Genomic DNA, 24746 nt, shown 5'->3' with positions numbered 1-24746 from the left:
TGTGCACAGGCCGCCGGGTGCTCCCCTCCGCGAATGTCCCCCGCTTCGCTCCTCCTTTATTTCGCTGCGGGGAGCACCCGACGCCCTGTGCACCAGGGCACGCTCTGGGTGATCGCACGATCAACCTTCGCTCTATCCAACGCACACGCCGATGGGGTGCCTTGCGCAGCGAAATAAAGGAGGAGGGCGAAGCCCGGGGGACATTCGCGGAGCAAGGCACCCCGTCGGCGTGTGCGCCGCCCTGAACACCAGCGGCGCACAAACAAAAAACTAAGGCTTCCCAGGACGAGGTGGCTTCATATGCTGGCGTGCCATAGAGAGAAAAGCCAATGCCGCCGGACTCAACGGATGCTTGGCCAGCCGCACAGCGACCACGGGATATTCCAGTACGGGCCGAGTGACAGCCACAGCGCGCAGATTGGCCGGCATCAACACCTCGACATAGCGCGGCAACAGCGCCACACCCGCCCCCGCCTGCACCAGACCGAACGCCGTCGACAACATCGACACGTGATGCACCACCCGCGGGTACACATTGGCCATGCTCGACAACTGACGGCTCACCGCGCGCCACACATTCGCGTCCGGGTTCACATGAATGAAGGGCAACGACTCCAGGTGCCGCGCATCGACCACCACGCGCTGCGCCAACGGATGGTCGTTTCGCACGAACAGCGCCATGCGCTCGGAGAACAACGGCTCCGTCGCCAGCTCCGAATGCTTCTGGCCGATGTCCGAGCCGAAGCCCAGGTCGGCCTCCTGCGACAGCACGCGCGAAATCATCTGCTCGGCCGTGCTGTCGAGCAAGGTGGTCGCCAGCGTCGGATGCTGCTGCGAGAAGCGCCCGAGCAACGGCGGCAACAACGCACCCGCGGTGAGGTGGCCCACCGCCAGCACCACACGGCCCTCGCGCAACTGCGACTGCGAACGACAGGCGCCCACCGATTCGTCGATCAGGCGCAGCGCACGCACGGCCGTGTCGACCATCATCTGACCCGCGCTGGTCATGCGAATGCGCCGCCCCCGCACCACCAGCGGCTGCGCCAGCTCTTCCTCCATGCGCTTGACCAGGTGGCTGATGGCCGGCTGGGTCAGTTGAAGGGCTTCGGCCGCCAGCGTGAAGCTGCCCGTTTCAGCCACCGCCGCCAGGGCGCGCAGCTGCTGCAGCGAGATCTCTTCGGTGGCGTTGCGGCTCATAAACAGAATTCATAGTTGAATAAGCTGAATTATCTGGCTTGATGCGCCGCCGCTGAATAGCATCCGTTTTCCTCCAAGGCTACAGAATTCCGCCCATGAAAAGAAACCACTTCCTCCAGGTGCTTGCCGTTGCGCTGGGCGTGGCCGCGTCGTCCGCCAGCCTGGCCCAGGGCTACCCGAACAAGCCCATTCGCCTGATCGTGCCGTTCCCGGCAGCCGGCGCCACCGACCTCTTTGCCCGCACGCTCGGCCAGAAGATGAGCGAGAAGCTGGGCACCACGCTGGTGGTCGACAACAAGCCCGGCGCCGGCGGCGCCATCGGCTCCGACCAGGCCGCCAAGGCCGCGCCCGACGGCTACACCCTCCTGCTGGCCACCACCAGCACGCATGCCATCGGCCCGGCCATCAACAAGCTGCCTTACGACACGGTGCGCGACTTCACGCCCATCGCCCACGTGGGCGACGCGGCCAGCATCATGCTGGTGCCAGTGAACTCCCCCGCCAAGACCGTGCGCGAGTGGATCGACTACGCCAAGAAGAACCCCGGCAAGCTCAACTACGCATCGAGCGGCAACGGCACCATCGTGCAACTGACGGCCGAGCTGTTCAAGGCGCAGGCCGGCGTGTTCGTCACGCACATTCCGTACAAAGGCACGGCACTGGCCATTCCCGACCTGATCAGCGGCAAGGTCGATGTGCTGTTCGACTCGCTGCCCACCGGCATGCCGCACGTGCGCGACGGCCGCCTGCGCGCGCTGGGCGTCACCTCGCTCAAGCGCAGCCCGCTGGCACCCGAGCTGCCGCCCATTGCCGACACGCTGCCGGGCTACGAGTCGAACACGTGGTTCGGCTTCTACGGCCCGAAGAATCTGCCGGCGGACATCGTGGCGCGCGTGAACAAGGCCGCGAACGAAGCGCTGGCCGACCCCGAGGTGAAGGAAAAACTCGCGCGCCTGGGCATCGAGCCCGCCACGCCGGGAACGCCCGAGCAGTTCGCGAAGATGGTGGCCGTCGACGCTGCCAAGTGGAAAAAGATCGTCGTCGACCGCAAGATCACCAACGAATAAAGAAGAGCACGCACCCATGAACTTCGACTTCAACAACCCTTACCTGTCCACGCGCATCCCCATCTTCGCTCGCAACGTGGTGTCGACCTCGCACCCACTGGCCGCGCAGGCCGGCCTGCGCATCCTGCAGCAGGGCGGCAACGCGGTCGACGCGGCCGTTGCCACGGCCGCCGTGATGACGCTGGTGGAGCCGGTGAGCAACGGCCTGGGCAGCGACGCCTTCTGCATCCTGTGGGACGGCAAGGAACTGCACGGCCTGAACGCCTCGGGCCCGGCGCCCAAGGCCTGGACGCCCGAGTACTTCAAGACCAAGTACGGCGCCGACGCCGCCAATCCGCCGATGCGTGGCATCGATTCGGTCACGGTGCCGGGCGCGGTGCGCGGTTGGGTCGCGATGAGCGAGCGCTTCGGCAAGCTGCCGTTCGCCGACCTGATGGCGCCGGCCATCGACATCGCCGAGCGCGGCTACCTGGTGCCACCGGTGGTGCAGGGCAAGTGGGCTGCCGCCACGCCGGTGCTGCAGTCGCAGCCGGGCTTTGCGCAAGCCTTCCTGCCATGGGGCCGTGCGCCGGAGGTGGGCGAGCTGTTCCGCTTTGCGGCGGCCGCGCGCGCGCTCAAGGCCATTGCCCGCACCAAGGGCGAGGCCTACTACACCGGCGAGATCGCCGAGGCGCTGGCCAGGTTTTCCGCGGAGCAGGGCGGCGCGCTCACGGTGGCCGACCTGGCGGCCTACCAGCCCGAGTGGGTCAAGCCCATTTCGCGCGACTACCGCGGCCACACGCTGCACGAGATTCCGCCCAACGGCCAGGGCATTGCCGCGCTCATTGCGCTGGGCATTCTGGAGAAGTTCGACATTGCCTCGCTGCCGGTGGACTCGGTCGAGTCGCAGCACTTGCAGATCGAAGCGATGAAGCTGGCCTTTGCCGACGTGTACCGCTACGTGTCGGAGCGCAAGACCATGGAAGTGACGACCGAGCAGATGCTCGACGACGCCTACCTGGCCTCGCGCGCGCGCCTCATCGACGTGAAGAAGGCGCAAGACTTCAAGGCCGGCAACCCGGTGAAGGGCGGCACCATCTACCTGACCGCCGCGGACGAGAGCGGCATGATGGTGAGCTTCATTCAGAGCAACTACATGGGCTTTGGCTCGGGTTGCGTGGAGCCCGAGTTCGGCATCAGCCTGCAGAACCGCGGCCATGGCTTCAGTCTGAAGGCCGACAGTCCGAACGTGGTGGCGCCGGGCAAGCGCCCGTTCCACACCATCATTCCGGCCTTCCTCACCAAGGACGGCCAGCCGGTGATGAGCTTTGGCGTGATGGGCGGCAACATGCAGCCGCAAGGCCACATGCAGACGCTGGTGCGCATGCTCGACTACAAGCAGAACCCGCAGGCCGCCTGCGATGCGCCGCGCTGGCGCTTCAACGCGGGCCTGGAGATCAACGTGGAAGCCGCGATGAACCCGGCCACCGTGCAGGGCCTGCGCGACATGGGCCATCACCTGGAAGTGATCAACGACTCGTACCAGGACTTTGGCGCGGGCCAGTTCATCTGGTTGGCCGGCAACCCGTCGGTGGAAGGCTACGTGGCCGCGAGCGACCCGCGCCGCGACGGCGTGGCCGCAGGGTATTGAGCGAGCGGTTGTCACAGCGGATGGCGCAGGGGCTCGTGCATGCGCCGACGCAGGGGCCGGCGCTTGCCGCGATGATCGGGGCATGAACAAGACAGCCGCAACGGTCGGCATCCCCTCCCAAGAAGCGCCCAGAAAAGGCTATGCCTCGGGCCTGGTGCTTGCCACGCTGGGCGCCATCGCGTTCAGCGGCAAGGCCATCATCGTCAAGCTGGCGTACCGCCATGGCGTGGACGCCATCACGCTCATCATGCTGCGCATGCTGTTCGCGCTGCCGCTGTTCGCGCTCATGGCGTGGTGGGCGGGGCGCGGCAAGCCTGCGCTCACCGGGCGCGACTGGCTCGGCGTGATCGGGCTGGGGTTCTCGGGCTACTACCTCGCGAGCTTTCTCGACTTTGCGGGGCTCGCGTACATCTCGGCCAGCTTCGAGCGGCTCATTCTTTATCTCAACCCCACGCTGGTGCTGCTGTTCGGCTGGCTGCTGTACCGCCGACGCGCGACGCGTCCGCAGGTGCTGGGCATGGTCGTGAGCTATGCCGGCGTGCTGCTGGTGTTCGGCCACGAGCTGTGGACCGGTGGCGGCGGCAAGGGCGGCGGCGCGGCGGCCTGGGGCGCGTTTCTGGTGTTCCTGAGCGCGGTGAGCTATGCGGCCTACCTGGTGTACAGCGGCGAGTTCGTCAAGCGCCTGGGCTCGCTGCGGCTGGTGGGCCTAGCGACCACCGTGGCCTGCCTGCTGTGCATCCTGCAGTTCGTGCTCACGCGGCCGATGAGCGCGGCCTTCGAGGTGGCGCCGCAGGTCATCTGGCTGTCGGTACTCAATGCCACGCTGTGCACGGCGGTGCCCGTCCTCATGGTGATGATGGCCATCGAGCGCATCGGCCCTGCGGTGGCCGCGCAAACCGGCATGATCGGGCCGCTGTCGACCATCCTCATGGGGGTAGTGATACTCAACGAGCCATTCACGCCGTGGATTGCGGCCGGCACGGTGCTCGTCATTGCGGGCATCTTCGTTTTCACGCGCAAGGGCCGCTGAGGTCCCTTGCAGAAGCAACAAGACTGACTGGAGAAACAACATGGATCTGGGTATTGCAGGCAAGACCGCGCTGGTGTGCGGCGCGAGCAAGGGGCTGGGCTACGGTTGCGCCGAGGCGCTGGTGCGCGAGGGCGTGAACGTGGTGATCGTGGCGCGCGGCGCCGACGCGCTGGCAGCGGCCGCCAAGTCGCTGGCGGGCGCCGCCACGTCGGGCGCGTTCGTGAAGCAGGTGGCCGCCGACATCACCACCGAAGCCGGCCGCGCCGCCGTGTTCGCGCTGGGCCATGACTTCGACATCGTGGTCACCAATGCCGGCGGCCCGCCGCCCGGCGACTTTCGCAGCTGGGACCGCGAGGCGTGGATCAAGGCGGTCGATGCCAACATGCTCACGCCCATCGAGCTCATCAAGGCCACGGTCGACGGCATGGCCAAGCGCGGCTTTGGCCGCATCGTGAACATCACGTCGAGCTCGGTGAAGTCGCCCATCGACATCCTGGGCCTGTCGAACGGCGCGCGCAGCGGGCTGACCGGCTTCGTGGCCGGCGTGGCGCGCACGCCCATTGCGGCGCAGGGCGTGACCATCAACAACCTGCTGCCGGGCTCGTTCGACACCGACCGCCTGAAGGGCACCATGGCCGGCACGGCGCAGAAGCTGGGGCAAGACTTCGACACCGTGTGGGAAGCCCGCAAGAAGAACATTCCGGCCAGGCGCTTCGGCACGCCGGCGGAGTTCGGTGCCATCTGCGCGTTCCTGTGCAGCATGCAGGCGGGCTACATGACGGGGCAGAACGTGCTGGCCGACGGTGGGGCCTACCCGGGCACCTACTGAGCGTGTTGCAGGCGGCACGCCACGTGCCGCCCGTTGCCGCCCGGCGTCACCTCAGTGTCGTTTCAACGCCTTGCGGCCACCACGATCCCGCCCACGATCAGCAGAAACGCCGCGCCGTGGTACCAATGCGGCGGCTCGCGCAGGAAGGCGGCCGACAGCACCGCCGCGAACAGCGGCGTGAGGTTCATGAACACGCTGGCTGCCTGCGGGCCCGCGCGCTGCACGCCAGTGCCCCAGCATCGGTAGGCCACCACTGCGGGGCCGATGCCGATGAACAGCATGGCCGCCACCAGCGGCCAGCCCAGGTCGATGTGGGCGTCGGTCAGCGTCCATTCGCCGGCGGCCAGTGCGCCCGACCAGGCGACACCGAACACCAGCTGCGCCATGAGAAAGGCGGCCCAGTCCTGGCGCACCGCTTTCGGCTCTTGCGTGCGCGCGAGCAGCCAGCTGTAGAAGGCCCAGGCGATGGTGCCCAGAATCATGTACAGGTCGCCCGGCACCAGCCGCAGCCCAAGCAGCTGCTGCCATTCGCCGCGGCTCAGCACCAGCAGCACGCCCACCATCGACAGCAGCGCACCGCCAATCTCGCGCGCATTCACGCGCGCGCCAAAGAACAGGGTGCCCACTGCCAGCATCCACAGCGGCAGGCTGGAGCCGACCAGCGTGGTGTTGATGGGGGTGGAGGTCTGCAGCGCCAGGTACTGCAGCGCGTTGTACAGGCCGATGCCCAGCAGCCCGAGCAGCGCATAGCGCTTCCAGTGCGCCCACAGCGGGCTGTCGCGGCGCAGCACGGGCGCGGCAAACGGCAGCAACAAGACGAAGGCGATGACCCAGCGCACGAAGTTCAGCGTGATCGGCGACACCAGCTCGCGCACCATGCGCCCGACGACGGCATTGCTGGCCCACAGCAGCGGCGGAACCAGCAGCAGGAGCACGGTGAGGGCGGTGAGCGGCGCGTGGCGGGCGAGGTGCTGTGGCGGTGTCGACATGGCCGCCGACTCTACCGGGCAATGATGTCCCGCGCCGCCACGGGACACCCGGACGTGGCAGGATGCGCCTCACCTTTTTTCCTGTGCCTGGAGACTGCAAGATGATCAGCAAAGCCGTACGCATCGACCGCCATGGCGGCCCCGAAGAACTGAAGATCGTCGAGGTGGAGGTGGGCGAGCCCGGCCCCGGTGAAATTCGCATCCGCCACAAGGCGGTGGGCCTGAACTTCATCGACACCTACCAGCGCAGCGGGCTTTATCCGTTCGCGATGCCGCTGCAGCTGGGCATGGAAGCCTCGGGCGTGGTGGAGGCGGTGGGCGAGGGCGTGACGCACCTGAAGGCCGGCGACCGCGCCGCCTATGCCAGCCCGCCGCCCGGCGCCTACTGCGAGCTGCGCGTGATGCCGGCCAAGTGCGTGTGCAAGCTGCCCGACGACATCTCCTTCGACACCGGCGCGGCCATGATGCTCAAGGGCCTGACCACGCAGTACCTGCTGAAGAAGACGCTGCCGGCCGAAGGCCTGCAGGCCGGCGACTTCATCCTGTTCCATGCAGCCGCGGGCGGCGTGGGCCTCATTGCCTGCCAGTGGGCCAAGGCGCTGGGCCTGCAGCTGATCGGCACTGCCGGCAGCGACGCCAAGTGCAAGCTCGCGCTGGCGCACGGCGCGGCGCACGTCATCAACTACAGCACCGAGAACTTTGCCGCGCGCGTGAAGGAGATCACCGGCGGCAAGGGCGTGAAGGTGGTGTACGACTCGGTGGGCAAGGACACCTACGAAGGCTCCATCGACTGCCTGCGCCCGTTCGGCCTTCTGGCGGTGTTCGGCAACGGCTCGGGCCCGGTGCCACCGATCAACCTGGGCACGCTGGCATCCAAGGGTTCGTTGTATGTGACGCGCCCCACGCTGTTCACGCACATGGCCACGCGCGAGAGCACGCAGGCCATGGCCGACGACCTGTTCGCGGTGGTGCAGAGCGGCGCGGTGAAGATCCCCATCGACCAGCGCTATGCGCTGGCCGACGTTCAGCAGGCGCACCGCGACCTGGAAGCACGCAAGACCACCGGCTGCACGATCCTCACGCTGTGAGCCGCTGAACGGTCTGAAGGGCTTGGGCCGCGGTGCGCGCGCCAGTCTTGTCCTACCCGCGCTGGGGTGTCATGCCTTCGACTTGTGCAGGATGCACTTTGTAGCCTTGGAACCAAGCGCAACAGCGCACCATTCAAGCTCAAGCCGTGATGACCACCATTCGCACCTTCATCGTCGAAGACAACCCCACCATTCGAGAGAACCTGGTGGGCACCCTGCGTGAAGTCGCGCGCATCGACCCCATAGGGCAGGCCGAATCCGAGGCCGAAGGCATGAATTGGCTCATGGGCAATCTGGGGCTGTGGGACCTGGCCATCATCGATCTGTTCCTGAAGGACGGCACCGGTTTTCGGGTGCTCGAAGCCTGCCGCGACCGCGGGCCGTCGCAAAAGGTGGTGGTGCTCAGCAACTACGCCACACCCGACATGCGCCGCAAATGCGCCCTGCTCGGCGCCGACGCGGTGTTCGACAAGGCCACCGAGGTCGAGGACCTGATCGACTACTGCGTGCAGCAGCGCCAGTTGCACTTCAAGGTGCAGATGTCGGCGCCGCCGCGCCCGAAGCCGCTGCCGCACTGAGTGCGGCGGTCTCCCGCACCAGGCCCCACACCCGCTGCGCGAGCGGCGACAGCGCGCGGTTGTTGCGGCGAATCAGCATGATGGCGCGCTGAACGCGGGGCACCAGCGGTCGTACCACCAAATTCGCCAGGCCCTCAGGCGGCAGTGACATGGCCGGCATCACGCTGATGCCGATGCCCGCCTCCACCATTCGGAAAACAGTGGTCGGATGGCCGAGCTGCTGTTTCACCTCGCAGTGCGCGCCGTGGCGCTCCAGCGCCTGGTCGATCAGGCGGCGGCTGCCCGATGCATGGTCCAGCAGCACCAGCGGCTGGCCGTCCAGCGCGCTCCAGTTCACCGACTTCTTGCGTGCCAGCGGATGCGACGGCTGCAGCACCAGCACGAACGGGTCGTTGAGGATCGACTCGCAATGCAGGTCGTCGGCCTCCGAGGGCTCGATGACCACGCCGAAATCGACCTCGCCACCACGCACGCTGTCCAGCACGTCCTGCTGGATGCGGTCGAGCAGCAAGAACTGAATGCCTGGCGCCTGCTCGGCACAGGTGGCGATGCAGCCGGGCATGAGGTTGGCCGACAGCGTCGGGCTGCTGGCCACCCGCACCTTGCCGCCGCGCGCGTTGGCCAGGCCGGCCACGTCCTGCAGGGTCTGGTCGAGGTCGTCGAGCACGCGCTCCAGCCGCGCTGCAAGCGAGTGGCCGGCTTCGGTCAGCACCACCTCTCGCGTGGTGCGGTCGAGCAGCTTCAGGCCTAGCTGCGCCTCAAGCTCGCCGATGGAGCGGCTCACGGCCGGCTGGCTCAGGCCGACCTGGTCGCCGGCACGGCTGAAGTTGCGGCCCTCGGCGACCGAGCGAAACACGCGGAGCTGGCGCAGGGTGACATTCATGCGTTGAAATCATATATCCATCCGATAAATCCATTTCTCTTTTGAATGCGAGCGGCGTCCAATGCGCTGCATGGCCCGTTCACGCTTTCTCCCCGACAACTTCACGCTCGCGCTCGTCTCGGTCGTGACCCTTGCCAGCCTGCTGCCCGCCAGCGGGCAGGTGGCTCATTTCTTCGAAGGGCTGACCACGGTCGCCATCGGCCTGCTGTTCTTTCTGCACGGGGCCAAACTCTCGCGCGAGGCGATCATGGCGGGCATCACGCACTGGCGGCTGCACCTGCTGGTGTTTGCGAGCACCTTCGTGCTGTTTCCGCTGCTGGGGCTGGCGCTCAAGCCCGTGCTGTCACCGCTGGTGACGCCCGACCTCTACACCGGCGTGCTGTTTCTGTGTGTGCTGCCAGCCACGGTGCAGTCGGCCATTGCCTTCACCGCCATGGCGCGCGGCAACATGCCCGCGGCCATCTGCAGTGCCTCGGCCTCCACGTTGCTGGGGGTGTTCATCACGCCGGTGCTGGTGAACCTGGTGGTGCTGCCGCACGGCGGCAATGCCGGCTCGTCGTTCGACTCCATCGGCAAGATCCTGCTGCAACTGATGGTGCCGTTCGTGGCGGGCCACCTGCTGCGCCCGGTCATCGGCAAGTGGGTGCAGAAGCGTGCCGCGGTGCTCAAGTTTGTGGACCAGGGGTCGATATTGCTGGTGGTGTACACGGCCTTCAGCGCGGCGGTGATCGAAGGGCTCTGGAAGCAGATTCCGATGAGCGCGCTGCTCGGGTTGCTGCTGGTGTGCGCCGTGCTGCTGGCGCTGGCGTTGACGCTGACCACCTTCATGGCACGCAAGTTCGGCTTTGACATTGCGGACGAAATCACCATCGTTTTCTGCGGCTCCAAGAAGAGCCTGGCCAGCGGGATTCCGATGGCGAAGGTCTTGTTCGCCTCGCATGCGGTGGGGGCGATCGTGCTGCCTTTGATGCTGTTTCATCAGATGCAGCTGATGGTTTGTGCTGTGTTGGCGCAGCGGTATGCGCGCAGGCAAGCAGAGCCGGTTGCGTCCGGCACTGCGCTCGAGGCTGCTTCTAAGTAGGGTTTGTTTTCCGGGGCCGGGTCTCGCCCCGGCGGGCGACTCACTTTCTTTTGCTTCGCCAAAAGAAAGTAAGCAAAGAAAAGGCGACCCCACTGTCCGCGTCCCTCCGCTTCGCTGCGGGCAACCTGCGGTGCTCGCGTTTCGCGGGGTCCCACCCAAACTCGCTGCGCTCAAACAAGGGTGGGCCCTGATCCGCGAAACGCTGCGCTCCTCGGCGCGGCCAGAGGGGCTTGGGGAACAGCCGGGCCTTTGCTTCGCTCGGCCGCCATGCGGCTGACAGCGCTTTGCGCTTTCAGCCGTGGGCTTTTTTATCCTTCGATCTTGCCCAGGCGCGACTCTCTCAAACGGCTGGGTGCCAGCGCGCCTGCCGACTCCAGGATCGGGTAGGCGATCGAGCAGATGTGCGAATTGATTCGCTTCAGGTCGCTGATCAGATCGATGTGCAGCGAGCTGGTCTCCATGCTCAGCGTGGTCCGGTCGGACAGGCGGTCCAGGTGGGTGGTGGCGTAGGCGCGCTCCAAGTCGCGGAAGCGGGCCTTCTCTTCGAGCAGCTTCTGCGCATCGCGCACGTTGCCGTTCAAAAACACGCTCATGCTCAGGCGCAGGTTGGCCACCAGGCGGCCGTGCAGCTCGACGATTTCGGCCATGCCGGCCTCGGAGAAGTTGCGCTGCAGTTTGATCTTCTTGTCTTCCACATCGATGATCACGCGCTCGATGATGTCGCCGATCTGCTCCATGTTGATGGTGAAGCTGATGATGTCCGTCCAGCGCCGGCTTTCCTCTTCGCCCAGCGCCTCGCGCGAGATGCGCGTCATGTAGTACTTGATGGCCGAGTACAGCTCGTCCACGGTGTCGTCGAGCTGGCGCAGCTCCTGCGACAGGCGGGTGTCGTTGTTGCGAATCACGTCGAGCACGCCAATCAGCATGGTCTCCACGATGTCGGCCTGGTGCAGGGCCTCGCGCGCCGCGTTCGAAATGGCCAGCGACGGTGTGGACAGCGCGGAGGGGTCCAGGTGGTGCGGGCGGCTGGTGCCGGTGGCCTGCTGGGGCATCGGCAACATGCGCGTCACCAGTTTGGCCACCCACTGCGTGAGGCCGATGAAGCCCACGCTGATCACCACGTTGAACGCCAGGTGGAACAGCACCACGCCGTGCGTCTGGTTCGGTAGCTCTGGCTGCACATAGCGAATCCACAGGCCGATGAAGGGCGCTACCAGCGCCACGCCCAGCGCCTTGAAGAGCAGGTTGCCCACGGTCACCTGGCGCACCGAGACGGCCGCCTTGGCGGTGGTGAGCACCGCCAGCAGGCCGCTGCCGAGGTTGGCGCCCAGCACCAGGCCCAGGGCCACGTCCAGCGGCACCACGTTCGAGGTGGCCATGGCCGCCACCAGCAACACCACCGCCAGGCTCGAATAGGCCACGATGGCCAGCACCGCGCCAATGGTGATCTCCAGCAGAACGTCGCTGTTGATCGAGCCCAGCAGCGCACGCACTGCGGGGGAGGAGAACAGGGGCTCGGTGGCTTCCACCACCAGTTGCAGCGCCAGCAGCATCAGGCCCAGGCCGATCAGCACCCGGCCCACGCGGCCCGCCACCGTGTCCGCGCGCGTGATGAACAACACCACGCCCACGAAGATGAACATGGGCGACAGCCACGAGAGGTCGGCCGAGAACAGCACGGATATCAGCGCGGTGCCCACGTCGGCGCCCCGCATCACCGCCAGCGCGGCCGGCAGCGTGACCAGGCCCTGCCCGACGAAGGACGAGGTCATGAGCGAGGTGGCGGTGCTCGACTGCACCAGCGCGGTCACGCCAATGCCCGACAGCGCGGCCGTGAAGCGGTTGCGCATGCTCTGCACGAGGATCTTGCGCAGGTTGGCACCAAACACGCGAAGGACGCCGGTTCGCACGAGTTGCGTGCCCCACACCAGCAAGGCAATGGCTGCCAGCAGATTCAGAAGATGCTTCATGGGTGTCGGGTTCTATCCTTTTCGTTTTGGTTCGTTTTGACCCCATTTTCCACAAGTAGGCGTTTCAGTCGATGAGCGCCCCGTTGTCGTGGAAAGGATAAGGCCCTTCAAAGCGGCCCGCGGCCGCCAGATGGGTGACCAGCCGACCCCCCGAAGGCGACCAGGCATGCACCCTGAAGGCCGGTGGCTCCAGCGTCCAGGCCGAGGGCGCATCGCTTGCCAGGTCCAGGCAGACCTGGTGCGCCTGCGCCGGGGAGGTGGAGGCGATGGTGCCGCCGAAGCGCACGTCGATCGCGCGGTGCAGGTGGCCGCAGATCACGCGCTCGACGTTGCTGTAGCGCGCAATGAGCGCTTCGAGCGCGTCGGCGCCTTCCAGCAGGCCGATGTCGTCCATGTGGCCGATCAGCGTGCGGAACGGCGGGTGGTGCATGGCTACCACCACGGGCTCGTGGCGGCAGGCGTCGAGCTGGGCTTCGAGCCAGGCCAGGCGCTTGTCGCACAGCGTGCCGTGGCTGGCGCCGGGCACGCAGGTGTCCAGCGTAAGCAGGCGCAGCGGGCCGACGCGCACCGAGTACTGAATGAAGCCGTGCGTGTCGGCACCGTCGCCCCCATTCCCCAGGTAGGCATGGTCGGGAAAGCTGCGGCGAAGTTGCTCGCGCTCGTCGTGGTTGCCGGGCAGCAGGTAGACCGGCATGGTGAGCGGCGCGAGCAGGCGGGCCAGGTGCTCATACTCGGCGGCGCGGCCGAAGTCGGTCAGGTCGCCGGTGACGACCACGGCGTCGGGCTGCTGGCGCAGCGCCAGCACCGACTGCACGGCGCGTTCGAGGTAGGGCGCGGTGTCGATGCGGCCGTACGCCAGGCGGCCTGGTTCGCGAATGTGCAGGTCGGTCAGCTGGACCAGGATGGTGTTGTTGTTCGTTGTGGTCGTCATGCGCTGGTTTCCTGCGACGTCATCAGGCGGTCGGGGTGAATGCGCAGGCCCACCGCATCGCCCGGCCCGAAAGGGTTGTCACGCCCCACATCGGCCACCAGCGTGGGCTGGTCCTGCATGCGCAGGTGCAGCTGCACGCGGTCGCCGAGGAAGGTGCGGCGTTCGACGGTGGCTGTGCCCCAGTCCGGCTGCGGCGCGCCAACCTCGATGTCTTCTGGACGCACAAGCAGCTTCTCATGGCTTTGCCACGGGCTCGGGCAGGGCATGCTCGACCCACCGAGTCGGACAACGCCCTGGGCGATGGCGCTCGCCTCTCGCTCCAGCCGGTTCACCCGGCCCAAAAACTCGGCGACGAAGGGGTGCGCCGGCGTGCGGTACAGATCTTCACCGCGGCCGACCTGCACGATGCGCCCGGCGCGCATCACCGCCAGCCGGTCTGCAATGGCCAGCGCTTCCTGCTGGTCGTGCGTGACGTGGATGGCGGTGATGTGCAGGCGGCGCAGCAGTTCGGCGAGCTCGTCGCGCAGCGATTCCTTGAGCTTGGCGTCCAGCGCGGCCAGCGGCTCGTCGAGCAGCAGCACGCGCGGGCGCACGGCCACCGCGCGCGCCAGGGCCACGCGCTGGCGCTGCCCGCCGGAGAGCTCGGCCGGGCGTTTGTTTTCCAGGCCGCCCAGTCGCACCAGGTCGACCAGCTCGCCCACGCTGCGCTTTTCTTCGGCGGGCGACACACCGCGAATGCGCAGGCCGTAGCCGATGTTGGCGGCCACCGTCATCTGCGGAAAGAGCGCGTAGCTCTGAAACACCATGCCCACGCCGCGGTGCTCCACCGGGCGCTGCGTGACGTCCTGGTCGCCGAACACGATGCGCGTGCCGGCGTCGGGCGCTTCCAGCCCGGCAATCAGCCGCAGCAGCGTTGTCTTGCCGCAGCCCGACGGGCCCAGCAGCGCCAGCACCTCGCCGGCCTCCACGCGCAGGTCGGTGGGTTGCAGGCCGCGCGTGCCGTCGGCATAGGTTTTTGCGCAGTTCGTGATGTCGACGGGAATGCGTTCAAGTTCCATGGCGTTTCTGGATGAGGTTGGCAAGGTACTGCAGGCCCCACAGCACCGGAAGAATGACGGCGAAGAAGACCAGCGTGTAGGCCGATCCGATCTCGATGCGCATCGACGCATAGCTGTCGGCCAGGCCCACGGGCAGCGTGCGCGTGAGCGGTGTGTGCAGCATCCAGGTGAGGTTGAACTCCCCCACCGACAGCGTGAACACCATCAGGCTGCCCGCCACGATGGCCGGGAACACGGCCGGCACCAGGATGCCCAAAAAACGCTGGCGAAAGTTCGCGCCCAGCGAGCGCGCTGCCTCCTCCAGCGCCAGCAGGTCGTCGCGCTGGAAGGCGGAGCTCACGGTGCGCACCATGAAGGGCAGCGTGAAGATCATGTGGCCCACCAGAATGAACGCGAAGCTCTGGCGAAACGCGGTGAGCTGCCCGTAGGCCAGGATCAGCGCAAGCGCCGTCGCAAGCCCCGGCACCGCGACCGGCAGCGTCAGTAGCTCTTCGAAGATGCGCGCCGCGCGTGAGCGGCTGCGCGCCAGCGCGTAGGCGCAGGGCACGCCCAGCAGCAGCGTGCCCGCAACGCAGGTGACGGCCAGCGCGATCGACCAGCCGACGGTGCCGCCGTAGTTCTCCCAGACCTCGCCGATCCAGCGCAGCGTGAGGCCGCTCTTGAGGCCCACGCTGTAGTTGTTGACCAGGCCCGCCATGACCGACAGCAGCATCGGGGAGATCATGAACAGGCTCACGACGACCGTCACCGCGAGCAGGAAGGGCGCCTTGGCGTGGGTGTTCTTGTGCATGGTGCGGTGCCCTCAGCGTGCAACGGGGTTGGCGCCGAAGCGGCGCGCCACGAACAGCACCAGCCAGGTCACGATGCCCAGCGAGATCGACAGCGACGCGGCGAGCGCGAAGTTGGCGTAGTTGGTGAACTCGTTGTAGATGGTGATGGGGATCACCTCGAACTTGCTGGCCAGCGTGAACGCGGTGCCGAAGGCGCCCATGGAGGTGGCGAAAAGAATGGCGCCGCAGGCCAGCGTGGTGGGCGCCAGCTCGGGCATCCACACGTCGCGCGCCACGCGCAGGCGGGAGGCTCCGAGCGAACGCGCGGCTTCTTCGAGCTGCGTGTTCATCGATTCGGCCGCGGCGGTGTAGGTGGCAATGGCGCGCGGCAGCGAAAAATACAGGTATGCCAAGAACAGCCCGAGCAGGCCGTAGGCGAAGGTGATGCGTTGGCCGAACAGGCTGTCGCTGAGGTCGGCAATCACGCCTTGTCGGCCGCCGAGCAGGATGACGAAGAACCCGATGATCACGCCCGGAAACGACAGGGGCAGCGTGAGCAGCGACAGCAGCACGCGTTTGCCGACGAAGGCATGGCGCGCAAGGTAGATGCCCACGGCCGCGCCCAGCACCAGGGTGGCGAGCGTCACGGCGACGGAGAGCGCGACGGTGTTGGCCATGCTGGTGAGGTAGCGCGTGTCGGTCAGCACGGCGAAGTAGGTGGCCCAGCCTTTGTCGGCGGGCAGCGTGAGCAGTCGCACCACCGGCAGCAGCCAGAAGGCCGCGAAGAAGACGGCTGCAGGGGCCACGCAGGCGAGCAGGCGCCAGCTGGGGTTCCAGGCGTTGTCGGATTTCATCTCTTGTCTTCTTTGTGTCGTTGGTTTCGTCGGTTGAACGTTCAGGGCGGGTGCACAGGCCGCCGGGTGCTCCCCTCCGCGAATGTCCCCCGGGGCTTCGCCCCTCCTCCTTTATTTCGCTGCGGGGAGCACCCGACGCCCTGTGCACTTGGACGCGCTCTGTGTGCTCCGCTGATCAACGACCGCTCCGCATAACGCTCAGGAGGGTGGGGTGCCTTGCGCAGCGAAATAAAGGAGGAGGGCGAAGCCCGGGGGACATTCGCGGAGCAAGGCACCCCGCCCTCCTGGGCGCGTCCTGAACAGCAAACGTCAGTCAGTTAACGCACTTCCTTCAAATACGCATCGGAAAACGCCCGCTGCGCCGCAGCCATCCGACCGTAGTCCACGCTCTTGGCGCGACCGTATTCACTAGCAGGCAGGAACTGAGCCTCGATGTCCTTGGGCATGGCGCTCGCGCGCACCGGTCGAAGGTAGGCCTTGGCCCAGATCGCCTGGCCTTCGTCGGACAGCGTGAAGTCGAGCACCTTCTTCGCGTCCGCCGCGTGCGGGGCCTTGGCGACCAGGCTCATCACGTACGGCACCGCCAGCGTGCCTTCGCTCGGAATCACGAAGGCCACGTTGGCCTTGTCCTTGTACTTGGCGCGGTACGCGTTGAAGTCGTAGTCCAGCAGGATCGCGATTTCGCCCGACAGCACCCGCGCGTAAGACGTTTGCTTCGGCACGATGGGCTCGTTCTGCTGCAGTGCCTTGAAGTAGTCGATGGCCGGCTTGAAGTTGTCCAGCGTGCCGCCGCGCGCCTCGTTCACCGCCACCGCGCCCACATAACCCACGAAGGCCGAGGCCGGGTCGAGGTAGCCGATCAGGCCCTTGTATTCGGGCTTGAGCAGGTCGGCCCACGACTTTGGAATCGGCTTGCCCTTGAGCGCGTCGACGTTGACCATGAAACCGAGCGTGCCCGTGTGAATGGTGAACCAGTTGCCGGCCGGGTCCTTCAGGCCGTCGGGAATGTCTTTCCACGCAGCAGGCTTGTAGGGCTCGACCAGGCCGTCCTTCGCGGCCTGCACCGCGAAGGTCACGCCCAGGTAGGTCACGTCGGCCACGGGGCTGGCTTTTTCGGCCGTCAACTGCGCGAGCGACTGGCCGGAGTTCTTGTTGTCGGGCGGCACGGTGACGCCGGTCTTGGCCTTGATGGCCTTCAACTGGGTGCCCCAGTCGGCCCATTCGGTCGGGCAGTTGTAGCAAATGGCGGACTGCGCCATGGCGCTGCCGGCAGCGAGCGTGGAGCCCAGCGCGGCGGCAAGCAGGCCAAGGCGGGCGATGCGGTGAAAGCGGGAAGACATGCGGGAACTCCTTGGAGGATGAAGTCGTGAGGTCACGGAGCGAGGGGTGGGGAGGTCAGGAATGACCTGAAACGTCAGAAAGCGCGGCGTTGTTGTCTTCGCGCGCACTTGCGCACGACTCGCCGTCTCGGAAGGCATGGGGGAGCAGCAGGCTGGCATCGGCCCGCAGCGCGGTGCCGCCGGCCATGGCCTGCATCAGCAGCTCGACGCTGTGGCGGCCGATGTCGCTGTTGGGCTGCGCGATGGTGGTCAGCGCGGGCGTGAGGTCTTCGCCCAGCGCAATGCCGTCGAAGCCGACCACGCTCAGGTCGTCGGGCACCACCAGCCCGCTCAGGTGCGCGGCGCGGATGCTGCGAATGGCCAGCAGGTCGTTAGAGCAGACCAGGGCCGTGGGCCTTTGGCGCAGCTTCAATTGGCGCGAGAGCGCATCGACGGCGGTTTCGACAAAGGGCACCTCGATGAGCGAAGGCGCGGCAAGCCCGGCTTCGGCCATGCCCTTGCGGTAGCCGCGGTAGCGCTGCTGCGCGCGGTCCGAGGCGGCCAGCGTGCCGCTGACCATCGCAATGCGGCGGTGCCCCAGGAGCACCAGCCGCGTCACCGCATCGGCCACGGCGCCTTCGCTGTCGACCGACACGCAGGGGTGGTCGGGGTGGCGGTTGTAGGCCAGCACATACGGCACGCCGGCGGCCTGCAGGCGGGGCAGGGTGGCCGAGGTCGACGGGTTCGACACCACCAGGATCAGGCCGTCGACATTGCCGGCCAGCAGCAGGTGCACGGCGCGCTCTTCTTCGTCGAGCCGGTAGCCGGTGGTGACGGGAATGATGGCGTAGCCACCCGCGATGGCCGCGCGCGCAATGCCTTGCAGGCATTCGGCAAAGGCCGGGTTCAGCAGCGTGGGCAGCACCACGCCGAGCACGCGGCTGCGCTGGGTGCGCAAGGTGCGTGCGCTGGCGTTGGGCAGGTAATTGAGCTCGCGGGCCACGCGCTCCACCAGCGCGCGCGTGGCGGGCGTCACCTTGTCGGGAAAGTTGAAGGCCCGAGACACGGTGGCAACGGAAACCCCGGCTTTGGCTGCTACGGCTTGGATGCTCATCGTGCGGTCTCTGCGTGGTGTGTCGGATTTATGTAATCGATTACATTGGACCGCGGCAGTATGACTTTGTTATGACATCGGCTGGAAGCGGGGCAAACCCTTGGCGCGCTGGTGTACTGGCGAAGGACGAAGGGCGTTCTGGCGAAGGGTGGGGCGGCCCCAAGAGAAAGGGGCCCGTGGGCCCCTTGAAGAAAACGTGCTTACTTGCCCCGGCGAACCCGCCGTATCTCGTCCACGATCAGGCAGATGGCGCCCAGCGTGATGGCGCTGTCCGCAGCATTGAAGGCCGGAAAGCCCCAGTTGCCCACGTGGAAGAACAAGAAGTCGACCACGTAGCCGTGCATCATCCGGTCGATCACGTTGCCGATGGCGCCGCCCAGAATGCAGGCCATCGAAAACGAGAACAGCTTCTGCCCCGCATGCGAGCGCAGCATCCACACGATGAAGATCGCGGCCGCCACGCCAATGCCCGTGAACAGCCAGCGCTGCCAGCCCGAGTGGTCCGCCAGGAACGAAAAGGCCGCGCCCGTGTTGTGCGCGCGCACAACGTTGAAGAAGCTCGTCACGTAGGTCGCGTCGCCGAGCTTGTAGTAGCCCAGGATCAGCGTCTTGGTGAACTGGTCGATGATCAGGATGATCAGCGCCAGTCCCAGCCAGGGCCAGATGCTTGCACCGCGCGAACGCGAGGCGGAGAGGGTGCGAGCGCCGGCCATCAGGCAAAGCTCCGCGATTCGCCGGCGCCGAACAGGTTGCTGGTGCAACGCCCGCAGATCGTTGGATGGGCCGCGTCGTGGCCCACGTCGTCGCGGTAGTGCCAGCAGCGTTCGCACTTCTGCGCGGCGCTGGGCGTGACCACCGTGGCCAGCGCCTCACCGGCTTCGGCTGCTGCCAGCGCGATGGCCGAAGTGATGAAGACGAACTTCAGGTCTTCGCCCAGCGAGTCGAGCAGCGCAAAGTCGTCGGCCGGTGCCGTCACCTGCAGGTTGGCCTGCAGCGACGAGCCCACCTTGCCGTCGGCACGCACGGCCTCGATGTCCTTGTTCACCGCGTCGCGGATCTCGCGAATGCGGCCCCACTTGGCCAGCAGCGCCTCGTCGGGCGCGGCGAACTCGCTGTAGGTCTGCGTGAAGATCGATTCGCCCGGTTGGCCCGTGCCCACGAACTTCCAGGCCTCCTCGGCCGTGAAGCTCAAAAACGGCGCCATCCAGCGCAGCATGGCTTGCGAGATGTGCCACAGCGCCGTTTGCGCACTGCGGCGCGCCAGCGAGCCCGGGGCCGTGGTGTAGAGGCGGTCCTTCAGGATGTCGAGGTAGAAGCCGCCCAGGTCTTCCGAGCAGTAGATCTGCAGCTTGGCCACCACCGGATGGAACTCGTACACCTTGTAGTGCGCCAGGATCTCGGCCTGGAACTGCGAGGCGCGCGCCAGCGCATAGCGGTCGATTTCGAACAGCTGGTCGAGCGGCACGGCGTCTTTCGCGATGTCGAAGTCGCTCGTGTTCGCCATCAGAAAACGCAGGGTGTTGCGGATGCGGCGGTAGGCGTCGACCACGCGCGCCAGGATCTTGTCGTCGCCCGCGATGTCGCCCGAATAGTCGCTTGCCGCCACCCACAGCCGGATGATTTCCGAGCCCAGCTTGTTGCTGATTTCCTGCGGGTCGATGCCGTTCTTGAGCGACTTGCTCATCTTGATGCCCTTGGCATCCACGGTGAAGCCGTGCGTGAGCAGGCCGCGGTACGGCGCGCGGTCTTCCAGCATGCAGGCGATGAGCAGCGACGAATGGAACCAGCCGCGGTGCTGGTCATGGCCTTCCAGGTACAGGTCGGCCTCGGGGCCGGCGTCGTGGTGCACCGTGGGGTGCGTGCCGCGCAGCACGTGATAGAAGGTCGAGCCCGAGTCGAACCACACCTCCAGGATGTCGGTGCTCTTGGTGTAGCTCGGCGCGTCTTCGGTGCCGAGTATTTCTTCGGTCGTCACGCGGCTCCAGGCCTCGATGCCGCCCTTCTCGACGATGTCGGCCGCCTGGTCGAGGATTTCCATGGTGCGCGGATGCAGCTCGCCCGAGTCCTTGTGCAGGAAGAAGGGAATCGGCACGCCCCAGCTGCGCTGACGGCTGATGCACCAGTCAGGACGCCCGGCAATCATGTCGTGCAGGCGCGCCTTGCCGTTCTCCGGGTAGAAGTGGGTCTTCTCGATGGCGTCGAGCGCGGTCTGGCGCAGCGTCTTGGGCGCCTTGTCCTTGGTGAACACGCCTTCGCCCTCGTCCATGCGAACGAACCACTGCGCCGCGGCGCGGTAGATCACCGGCGTCTTGTGGCGCCAGCAGTGCGGGTAGCTGTGGGTGATGGTTTCGGTGGTCAGCAGGCGGCCGGCATCGCGCAGCGCGGCAATGATCACCGGCACCGCCTTCCAGATGTTCTGGCCGCCGAACAGCGGAAAGTCGGGCGCGTAGCTGCCGTTGCCCTGCACCGGGTTCAGGATGTCGTCGTACGCCACGCCGTGGGCGATGCAGGAGTTGAAGTCGTCCACGCCGTAGGCGGGCGAGGAGTGAACCAGGCCCGTGCCGTCGGTGGCGGTGGCGTAGTCGGCCAGGTACACCGGCGACAGGCGCTTGTAGCCGGCGTCCACGTCGTAGAGCGGGTGCTCGAATTCGAGCCCGCCCAGTGCCTCGCCCTTGACCGTGGCCAGCACCTTGCCGTCGAGCGCATAGCGCGTCATGCACATCTCGACCAGCGAGTTGGCCAGGATCAGCAGGCCGCGCTCGGTGTCGACCAGCGAGTACTCGATCTCGGGGTTCAGGTTGATCGCCTGGTTGGCCGGGATGGTCCACGCGGTGGTGGTCCAGATCACCGCAAAGATGTCTCCCAGGATCGTGTGGTCGGTGCCGAATGCCTTGAGCACCTTCTCGCGCTCGTGCGCCTTGAAGGCCACGTCGATGGTCTGGCTCTTCTTGTCGGCGTATTCGATTTCGAACTCGGCCAGCGAGGAGCCGCAGTCGAAGCACCAGTACACCGGCTTCAGGCCGCGGTACACAAAGCCGCGCTCGATCACGCGCTTGAACGCGCGCAGCTCGCCGGCCTCATTGGCGAAGTCCATCGTCTTGTACGGGTGGTCCCATTCGCCCAGCACGCCCAGGCGCTGGAAGTCGGACATCTGCTGCGCGATCTGTTCGGTGGCGAAGGCACGGCTCTTGGCCTGCATGTCGTCGCGGCTCAGGTTGCGGCCGAACTGCTTTTCGATGGCGTTCTCGATCGGCAGGCCGTGGCAGTCCCAGCCCGGCACGTAGAGCGCGTCGAAGCCTTCGAGCTGGCGCGCCTTGGTGATCATGTCCTTCAGGATCTTGTTCACCGCGTGACCCATGTGGATCTGGCCGTTGGCGTAGGGCGGGCCGTCGTGCAGGATGAACTTGGGCGCGCCGTGGCGCGCGTCGCGCAGGCGGTGGTAGCGGCCTTCGTCGTTCCACTCCTTCACCCAGCCCGGCTCGCGCTTGGGCAGGTCGCCGCGCATCGGGAACGGGGTGTCGGGCAGGTTCAGCGTGGAACGGTAATCTTTGGGGGAGGCAGTGGATGCAGCGTCAGACATGGTGGGTACGGCGAAACAGGGGGCTCCGACAGGCTCAGCCCGAACTGCGTTGTGAAGCGTGTCGGTGCGGAAGATAAAGCCGTTCGCCCTGAGCTTGTCGAAGGGCGGCAGCACGGTGCGTGCAGGGCTAAATTCGATCGCGCGTGGTCTGGCGATGGGTTTCTGCGTGGGTCGATGCAAAGAACGCACGTGCGTCGCGCCCATCCTTCGCGATGCCCGCAGTGAGGGCCTCGAGGCTGGTGTAGCGCAATTCGTCGTGCAGTTTGTGCAGGAGTTCCACGCGCACGATTTTACCGTAGGCCCCTTCGGTCCCCAGATGGGAGGGCCACTCCAGGCAATGGGTTTCGAGCAACACCCGCCCGCCGTTGACGTCGTTGGCGTCCAGAGAAGGGCGCACGCCCAGATTGGCCACGCCCGGCAGCGGCTGGTCTGCCAGGCCGTGGACCAGCACCGCGAAGATGCCGTTGGCGGCCGGCTTCCAGTGCTTGAAGCGCAGGTTGAGGGTGCGAAAGCCATCGTCCAGCCCCGGCGCCGAGGCGCCCAGCGCGCGGCCGAGCTTGCGGCCGTGGACCACGTGGCCTGAGATGGTGTACGGCCTGCCGAGCAGGGTTTGGGCGTCGGCCATGCGGCCTTCGGCCAGCGCCTCGCGCACGGCGGAGCTGGAAACGCGCAGGCCGTGCCCGTCGCCGGGCCGCCCCAAGACGGGCGCACCCCCTCGGGGGGCAGCGGGGCGAAGCCGCGCGTGGGGGTCCGATATTTCGTAGCTGTTCATGCGCGCTACGTCGAAACCGCAGGCGTCGCCCGCCGCGTCGAGCATGGCGTAGTCGCCCGCCCGCTTGGCGCCGAAGCGGAAGTCGTCGCCCACCAGCACATAGCGCGCGCCCAGCCCGTCGACCAGCACGTTCTGGATGAATTCCTCGGGTGCTTGGGAGGCCAGCCGGTTGTCGAAGGGCAGCACGATGGTCTGCGCCACGCCGCAGGCCGCCAGCTCGCTGAGCTTGTCGCGCAGCGTGCCGATGCGCGCGGGTGCTAGGTCGGGCTTTTTGGTCAGCGCGGCAAAGTAGTCGCGCGGATGGGGCTCGAAGGTGAGCACGCAGCTCGGCAGCCCGCGCTGGCGGGCCTCGGTCTGCAACAGCGCGAGCATGGCCTGGTGGCCACGGTGCACGCCGTCGAAATTGCCAATGGTGAGAGCGCAGCCAGGGGCCACGCCCGGGTGCCTAAAGCCGCGAAAAACCTGCATCGGGAGTATCTTTTTGATAGCGCCTTTCGCCCGTCGAATGGGCGAATCAGGCCGATTTGTCACAAAGCCGGTATATTGTGACGCAGTGCGTTGACCGGCGTGGGTCTCCAATGCACTCCGTGTCCCTGGTCTTTCCGTGTTCTCTCACTTTTTTGAGGAGGCGTGTGTGAAGGTCTTGAAGCTGTCGGCCCAAGGGCTGCCCCAGTCATGGATATCGCTGGAACAGGCGGTGATCCACTATGCGGCGGACGAAGTTCGCTGGGAGGTGGGCGCGCAAGTGGCGGTCTTCCGTGGCGGTCACAACGCGGTCACCGGTGAGCAGTCGCAGATTGCGATCAACAGCATCATCGGCACCAAGGGTGTTCCGCGCATCAACCCCTTCACCCAGCGGCCCGGGCTGACCAACAGCAAGCTGTTCTCGCGCGACCGCAATGTCTGCGCCTATTGCGGCGGCCATTTCCACGAAGACGAGCTCACCCGCGAGCACATCATTCCGTTTGCCCAGCGCGGCATCGACACCTGGATGAACGTGGTCACGGCGTGCAAGCCGTGCAACCACCGCAAGAGCAGCCGCACGCCCGAGCAGGCCAACATGCCGCTGCTGTACGCGCCCTACGTGCCCAGCCTGTGGGAAGACTTCATTCTGCGCAACCGCCGCATCCTGGCCGACCAGATGGAATTTTTGATGGCGCACCTGCCGCAGAGCTCGCGGCTGCACGACGTCTAGCCGGGTGGGTTTTCAGCGCTTCCAGGTTGGCGGGCGCTTCTCGATGAAGGCCTGCACGCCTTCCAGCGCGCTCTCGTCCATCATGTTGCAGGCCATGGTCTGGCTGGCGTCGGCCAGCGCGGCCTCGATGCCGGTTTCGAGCTGGCGGTAGAACAAGGCCTTGCCCAGGGCCAGCGCCTGGCGCGGCTTGGCGACGATGCTGGCCACCAGCGATTCGACCGCCGCGTCCAGCGCATCAGGCAGCGCCACGCGGTTGACCAGCCCCTTTTCACGGGCTTCTTCGGCGCCGATGAATTCCCCGGTCACCAGCATCTCGAAGGCTTCCTTGCGCCCCAGGTTGCGCGACAGCGTGACGCTGGGCGTGGCGCAGAAGAGCCCCACGTTGACCCCGCTGACCGCGAACCGCGCCTCGCTCGACGCCACCGCCAGGTCGCACACCGCCACCAGCTGGCAGCCCGCCGCGGTCGCGATGCCGTGCACCCGGGCGATGACCGGCACGTCGAGTTTTTGTATCGACAGCATCATCGCGCCGCACCGCTCGAACAGCCCTTGGTAGTAGCCCAGCGAGGGCTCGGCGCGCATTTCCTTCAGGTCGTGGCCCGCGCAGAAGGCCTTGCCCGCCGCGGCGATGACCACGGCGCGCACGGTGCCGTCGGCGGCGATGTCGCCCAGCGTCTGCTCCAGCGCGCCCAGCATGCTTTCGGACAGCGCATTGAACGAGGCCGGTCGGTTCAGCGTCAGCGTGACCACGCCGCGCGCGTCGCGTGCCTGCAGCACTAAGGGGGCGTTGGTGTCGTTCATGCGCGGCGCC

Annotated in this window: 22 protein-coding genes; 8 read left to right on the top strand and 14 right to left on the bottom strand. The window is 66.7% G+C overall.

The window, feature by feature from the left end; all coding sequences use genetic code 11:
• Positions 1 to 270 precede the first annotated feature (270 nt).
• Positions 271 to 1197, bottom strand: coding sequence for a LysR family transcriptional regulator (locus VLK31_RS03060; protein ID WP_409166893.1), 927 nt, complete (start codon positions 1195 to 1197; stop codon positions 271 to 273).
• A gap of 95 nt (positions 1198 to 1292) precedes the next feature.
• Between VLK31_RS03060 and VLK31_RS03055 the strand changes: the two genes are divergently transcribed.
• The 4 genes from VLK31_RS03055 to VLK31_RS03040 all read left to right on the top strand — a co-directional run bounded on the left by VLK31_RS03055 (position 1293) and on the right by VLK31_RS03040 (position 5753).
• Positions 1293 to 2264: a Bug family tripartite tricarboxylate transporter substrate binding protein gene (locus VLK31_RS03055; protein WP_409166892.1), complete on the top strand. Its 972-nt coding sequence runs from the start codon at positions 1293 to 1295 to the stop codon at positions 2262 to 2264.
• A 16-nt stretch (positions 2265 to 2280) separates the two neighbouring features.
• Positions 2281 to 3894 carry a gamma-glutamyltransferase family protein gene (locus tag VLK31_RS03050; RefSeq protein WP_409166891.1) on the top strand — a complete coding sequence of 538 codons (1614 nt, stop codon included), beginning with the start codon at positions 2281 to 2283 and terminating at the stop codon, positions 3892 to 3894.
• A gap of 82 nt (positions 3895 to 3976) precedes the next feature.
• Positions 3977 to 4924: a DMT family transporter gene (locus tag VLK31_RS03045; protein ID WP_409166890.1), complete on the top strand. Its 948-nt coding sequence runs from the start codon at positions 3977 to 3979 to the stop codon at positions 4922 to 4924.
• Positions 4925 to 4964: 40 nt separating this feature from the next.
• Positions 4965 to 5753 carry an SDR family oxidoreductase gene (locus VLK31_RS03040; RefSeq protein ID WP_409166889.1) on the top strand — a complete coding sequence of 263 codons (789 nt, stop codon included), beginning with the start codon at positions 4965 to 4967 and terminating at the stop codon, positions 5751 to 5753.
• Positions 5754 to 5815: 62 nt separating this feature from the next.
• Here the strand turns inward: VLK31_RS03040 and VLK31_RS03035 are convergent, their stop codons facing one another.
• Positions 5816 to 6742, bottom strand: coding sequence for a DMT family transporter (locus tag VLK31_RS03035; protein ID WP_409166888.1), 927 nt, complete (start codon positions 6740 to 6742; stop codon positions 5816 to 5818).
• A 101-nt stretch (positions 6743 to 6843) separates the two neighbouring features.
• On the opposite strand from VLK31_RS03035, the gene VLK31_RS03030 reads away from it, so the two are divergent.
• Both VLK31_RS03030 and VLK31_RS03025 read left to right on the top strand, forming a co-directional pair.
• A complete protein-coding gene (locus VLK31_RS03030; protein WP_409166887.1) occupies positions 6844 to 7830 on the top strand; it encodes a quinone oxidoreductase family protein in 987 nt (328 codons plus the stop codon).
• Positions 7831 to 7979: 149 nt separating this feature from the next.
• Complete coding sequence (locus VLK31_RS03025; RefSeq protein WP_409167354.1) at positions 7980 to 8408, top strand: response regulator; 429 nt, start codon at positions 7980 to 7982, stop codon at positions 8406 to 8408.
• On the opposite strand, the gene VLK31_RS03020 is transcribed toward VLK31_RS03025, so the two are convergent.
• Positions 8359 to 9291: a LysR family transcriptional regulator gene (locus tag VLK31_RS03020; protein ID WP_409166886.1), complete on the bottom strand. Its 933-nt coding sequence runs from the start codon at positions 9289 to 9291 to the stop codon at positions 8359 to 8361. The two genes, VLK31_RS03025 and VLK31_RS03020, sit on opposite strands and share 50 nt — an antisense overlap.
• A 70-nt stretch (positions 9292 to 9361) precedes the next feature.
• Here VLK31_RS03020 and VLK31_RS03015 point away from each other — a divergent pair, with 70 nt between their 5' ends.
• The gene (locus tag VLK31_RS03015) at positions 9362 to 10372 is read left to right on the top strand and encodes a bile acid:sodium symporter family protein (RefSeq protein WP_409166885.1); all 1011 of its coding nucleotides are present in this window, start codon (positions 9362 to 9364) and stop codon (positions 10370 to 10372) included.
• Between the two features lie 308 nt (positions 10373 to 10680).
• On the opposite strand, the gene VLK31_RS03010 is transcribed toward VLK31_RS03015, so the two are convergent.
• The 10 genes from VLK31_RS03010 to VLK31_RS02965 form a co-directional block, all read right to left on the bottom strand.
• Positions 10681 to 12342, bottom strand: a complete 1662-nt coding sequence (locus VLK31_RS03010; RefSeq protein ID WP_409166884.1) for a Na/Pi cotransporter family protein — start codon at positions 12340 to 12342, stop codon at positions 10681 to 10683.
• 64 nt (positions 12343 to 12406) lie between these two features.
• On the bottom strand, positions 12407 to 13273 hold the full coding sequence (locus tag VLK31_RS03005) for a phosphodiesterase (RefSeq protein WP_409166883.1): 867 nt from the start codon (positions 13271 to 13273) through the stop codon (positions 12407 to 12409).
• Entirely contained in the window at positions 13270 to 14331 is a 1062-nt protein-coding gene (locus VLK31_RS03000) for an ABC transporter ATP-binding protein (RefSeq protein WP_409166882.1), read from the bottom strand. Before VLK31_RS03000 ends, VLK31_RS03005 begins: the two co-directional genes overlap by 4 nt.
• On the bottom strand, positions 14321 to 15121 hold the full coding sequence (locus tag VLK31_RS02995; RefSeq protein WP_409166881.1) for an ABC transporter permease: 801 nt from the start codon (positions 15119 to 15121) through the stop codon (positions 14321 to 14323). The genes VLK31_RS03000 and VLK31_RS02995 overlap by 11 nt, the downstream gene beginning before the upstream one ends.
• Positions 15122 to 15133: 12 nt before the next feature.
• Positions 15134 to 15955 (bottom strand): ABC transporter permease, encoded by an 822-nt coding sequence (locus VLK31_RS02990; RefSeq protein ID WP_409166880.1) that lies wholly within the window; start codon positions 15953 to 15955, stop codon positions 15134 to 15136.
• A gap of 317 nt (positions 15956 to 16272) precedes the next feature.
• Entirely contained in the window at positions 16273 to 17295 is a 1023-nt protein-coding gene (locus VLK31_RS02985) for an ABC transporter substrate-binding protein (RefSeq protein WP_409166879.1), read from the bottom strand.
• Positions 17296 to 17350: 55 nt separating this feature from the next.
• Entirely contained in the window at positions 17351 to 18388 is a 1038-nt protein-coding gene (locus VLK31_RS02980) for a LacI family DNA-binding transcriptional regulator (RefSeq protein WP_409166878.1), read from the bottom strand.
• Between the two features lie 200 nt (positions 18389 to 18588).
• Positions 18589 to 19101, bottom strand: coding sequence for a signal peptidase II (gene lspA / locus VLK31_RS02975; protein ID WP_409166877.1), 513 nt, complete (start codon positions 19099 to 19101; stop codon positions 18589 to 18591).
• Positions 19101 to 21968: an isoleucine--tRNA ligase gene (ileS, locus tag VLK31_RS02970; protein WP_409166876.1), complete on the bottom strand. Its 2868-nt coding sequence runs from the start codon at positions 21966 to 21968 to the stop codon at positions 19101 to 19103. The genes lspA and ileS overlap by 1 nt, the downstream gene beginning before the upstream one ends.
• Positions 21969 to 22095: 127 nt before the next feature.
• Positions 22096 to 23208 carry a bifunctional riboflavin kinase/FMN adenylyltransferase gene (locus tag VLK31_RS02965; protein WP_409166875.1) on the bottom strand — a complete coding sequence of 371 codons (1113 nt, stop codon included), beginning with the start codon at positions 23206 to 23208 and terminating at the stop codon, positions 22096 to 22098.
• Between the two features lie 166 nt (positions 23209 to 23374).
• Here VLK31_RS02965 and VLK31_RS02960 point away from each other — a divergent pair, with 166 nt between their 5' ends.
• A complete protein-coding gene (locus VLK31_RS02960; protein ID WP_409166874.1) occupies positions 23375 to 23935 on the top strand; it encodes an HNH endonuclease in 561 nt (186 codons plus the stop codon).
• 12 nt (positions 23936 to 23947) lie between these two features.
• Here VLK31_RS02960 and VLK31_RS02955 read toward each other — a convergent pair whose 3' ends face one another.
• Positions 23948 to 24736, bottom strand: coding sequence for an enoyl-CoA hydratase (locus VLK31_RS02955; RefSeq protein ID WP_409166873.1), 789 nt, complete (start codon positions 24734 to 24736; stop codon positions 23948 to 23950).
• Positions 24737 to 24746 lie beyond the last annotated feature (10 nt).

This window comes from Variovorax sp. H27-G14 (assembly GCF_046156345.1).
Lineage (GTDB): Bacteria > Pseudomonadota > Gammaproteobacteria > Burkholderiales > Burkholderiaceae_C > Variovorax.
Note: the sequence above shows the minus strand (reverse complement) of the source record. Positions and strands in the feature narration are given on the sequence as shown.

Coding starts and splice junctions, on each gene's coding strand:
- VLK31_RS03060 (WP_409166893.1), bottom strand. CDS start 1,197: ATGAGCCGCAACGCCACCGAAGAGATCTCGCTGCAGCAGCTGCGCGCC.
- VLK31_RS03055 (WP_409166892.1), top strand. CDS start 1,293: ATGAAAAGAAACCACTTCCTCCAGGTGCTTGCCGTTGCGCTGGGCGTG.
- VLK31_RS03050 (WP_409166891.1), top strand. CDS start 2,281: ATGAACTTCGACTTCAACAACCCTTACCTGTCCACGCGCATCCCCATC.
- VLK31_RS03045 (WP_409166890.1), top strand. CDS start 3,977: ATGAACAAGACAGCCGCAACGGTCGGCATCCCCTCCCAAGAAGCGCCC.
- VLK31_RS03040 (WP_409166889.1), top strand. CDS start 4,965: ATGGATCTGGGTATTGCAGGCAAGACCGCGCTGGTGTGCGGCGCGAGC.
- VLK31_RS03035 (WP_409166888.1), bottom strand. CDS start 6,742: ATGTCGACACCGCCACAGCACCTCGCCCGCCACGCGCCGCTCACCGCC.
- VLK31_RS03030 (WP_409166887.1), top strand. CDS start 6,844: ATGATCAGCAAAGCCGTACGCATCGACCGCCATGGCGGCCCCGAAGAA.
- VLK31_RS03025 (WP_409167354.1), top strand. CDS start 7,980: ATGACCACCATTCGCACCTTCATCGTCGAAGACAACCCCACCATTCGA.
- VLK31_RS03020 (WP_409166886.1), bottom strand. CDS start 9,291: ATGAATGTCACCCTGCGCCAGCTCCGCGTGTTTCGCTCGGTCGCCGAG.
- VLK31_RS03015 (WP_409166885.1), top strand. CDS start 9,362: ATGGCCCGTTCACGCTTTCTCCCCGACAACTTCACGCTCGCGCTCGTC.
- VLK31_RS03010 (WP_409166884.1), bottom strand. CDS start 12,342: ATGAAGCATCTTCTGAATCTGCTGGCAGCCATTGCCTTGCTGGTGTGG.
- VLK31_RS03005 (WP_409166883.1), bottom strand. CDS start 13,273: ATGACGACCACAACGAACAACAACACCATCCTGGTCCAGCTGACCGAC.
- VLK31_RS03000 (WP_409166882.1), bottom strand. CDS start 14,331: ATGGAACTTGAACGCATTCCCGTCGACATCACGAACTGCGCAAAAACC.
- VLK31_RS02995 (WP_409166881.1), bottom strand. CDS start 15,121: ATGCACAAGAACACCCACGCCAAGGCGCCCTTCCTGCTCGCGGTGACG.
- VLK31_RS02990 (WP_409166880.1), bottom strand. CDS start 15,955: ATGAAATCCGACAACGCCTGGAACCCCAGCTGGCGCCTGCTCGCCTGC.
- VLK31_RS02985 (WP_409166879.1), bottom strand. CDS start 17,295: ATGTCTTCCCGCTTTCACCGCATCGCCCGCCTTGGCCTGCTTGCCGCC.
- VLK31_RS02980 (WP_409166878.1), bottom strand. CDS start 18,388: ATGAGCATCCAAGCCGTAGCAGCCAAAGCCGGGGTTTCCGTTGCCACC.
- lspA (WP_409166877.1), bottom strand. CDS start 19,101: ATGGCCGGCGCTCGCACCCTCTCCGCCTCGCGTTCGCGCGGTGCAAGC.
- ileS (WP_409166876.1), bottom strand. CDS start 21,968: ATGTCTGACGCTGCATCCACTGCCTCCCCCAAAGATTACCGTTCCACG.
- VLK31_RS02965 (WP_409166875.1), bottom strand. CDS start 23,208: ATGCAGGTTTTTCGCGGCTTTAGGCACCCGGGCGTGGCCCCTGGCTGC.
- VLK31_RS02955 (WP_409166873.1), bottom strand. CDS start 24,736: ATGAACGACACCAACGCCCCCTTAGTGCTGCAGGCACGCGACGCGCGC.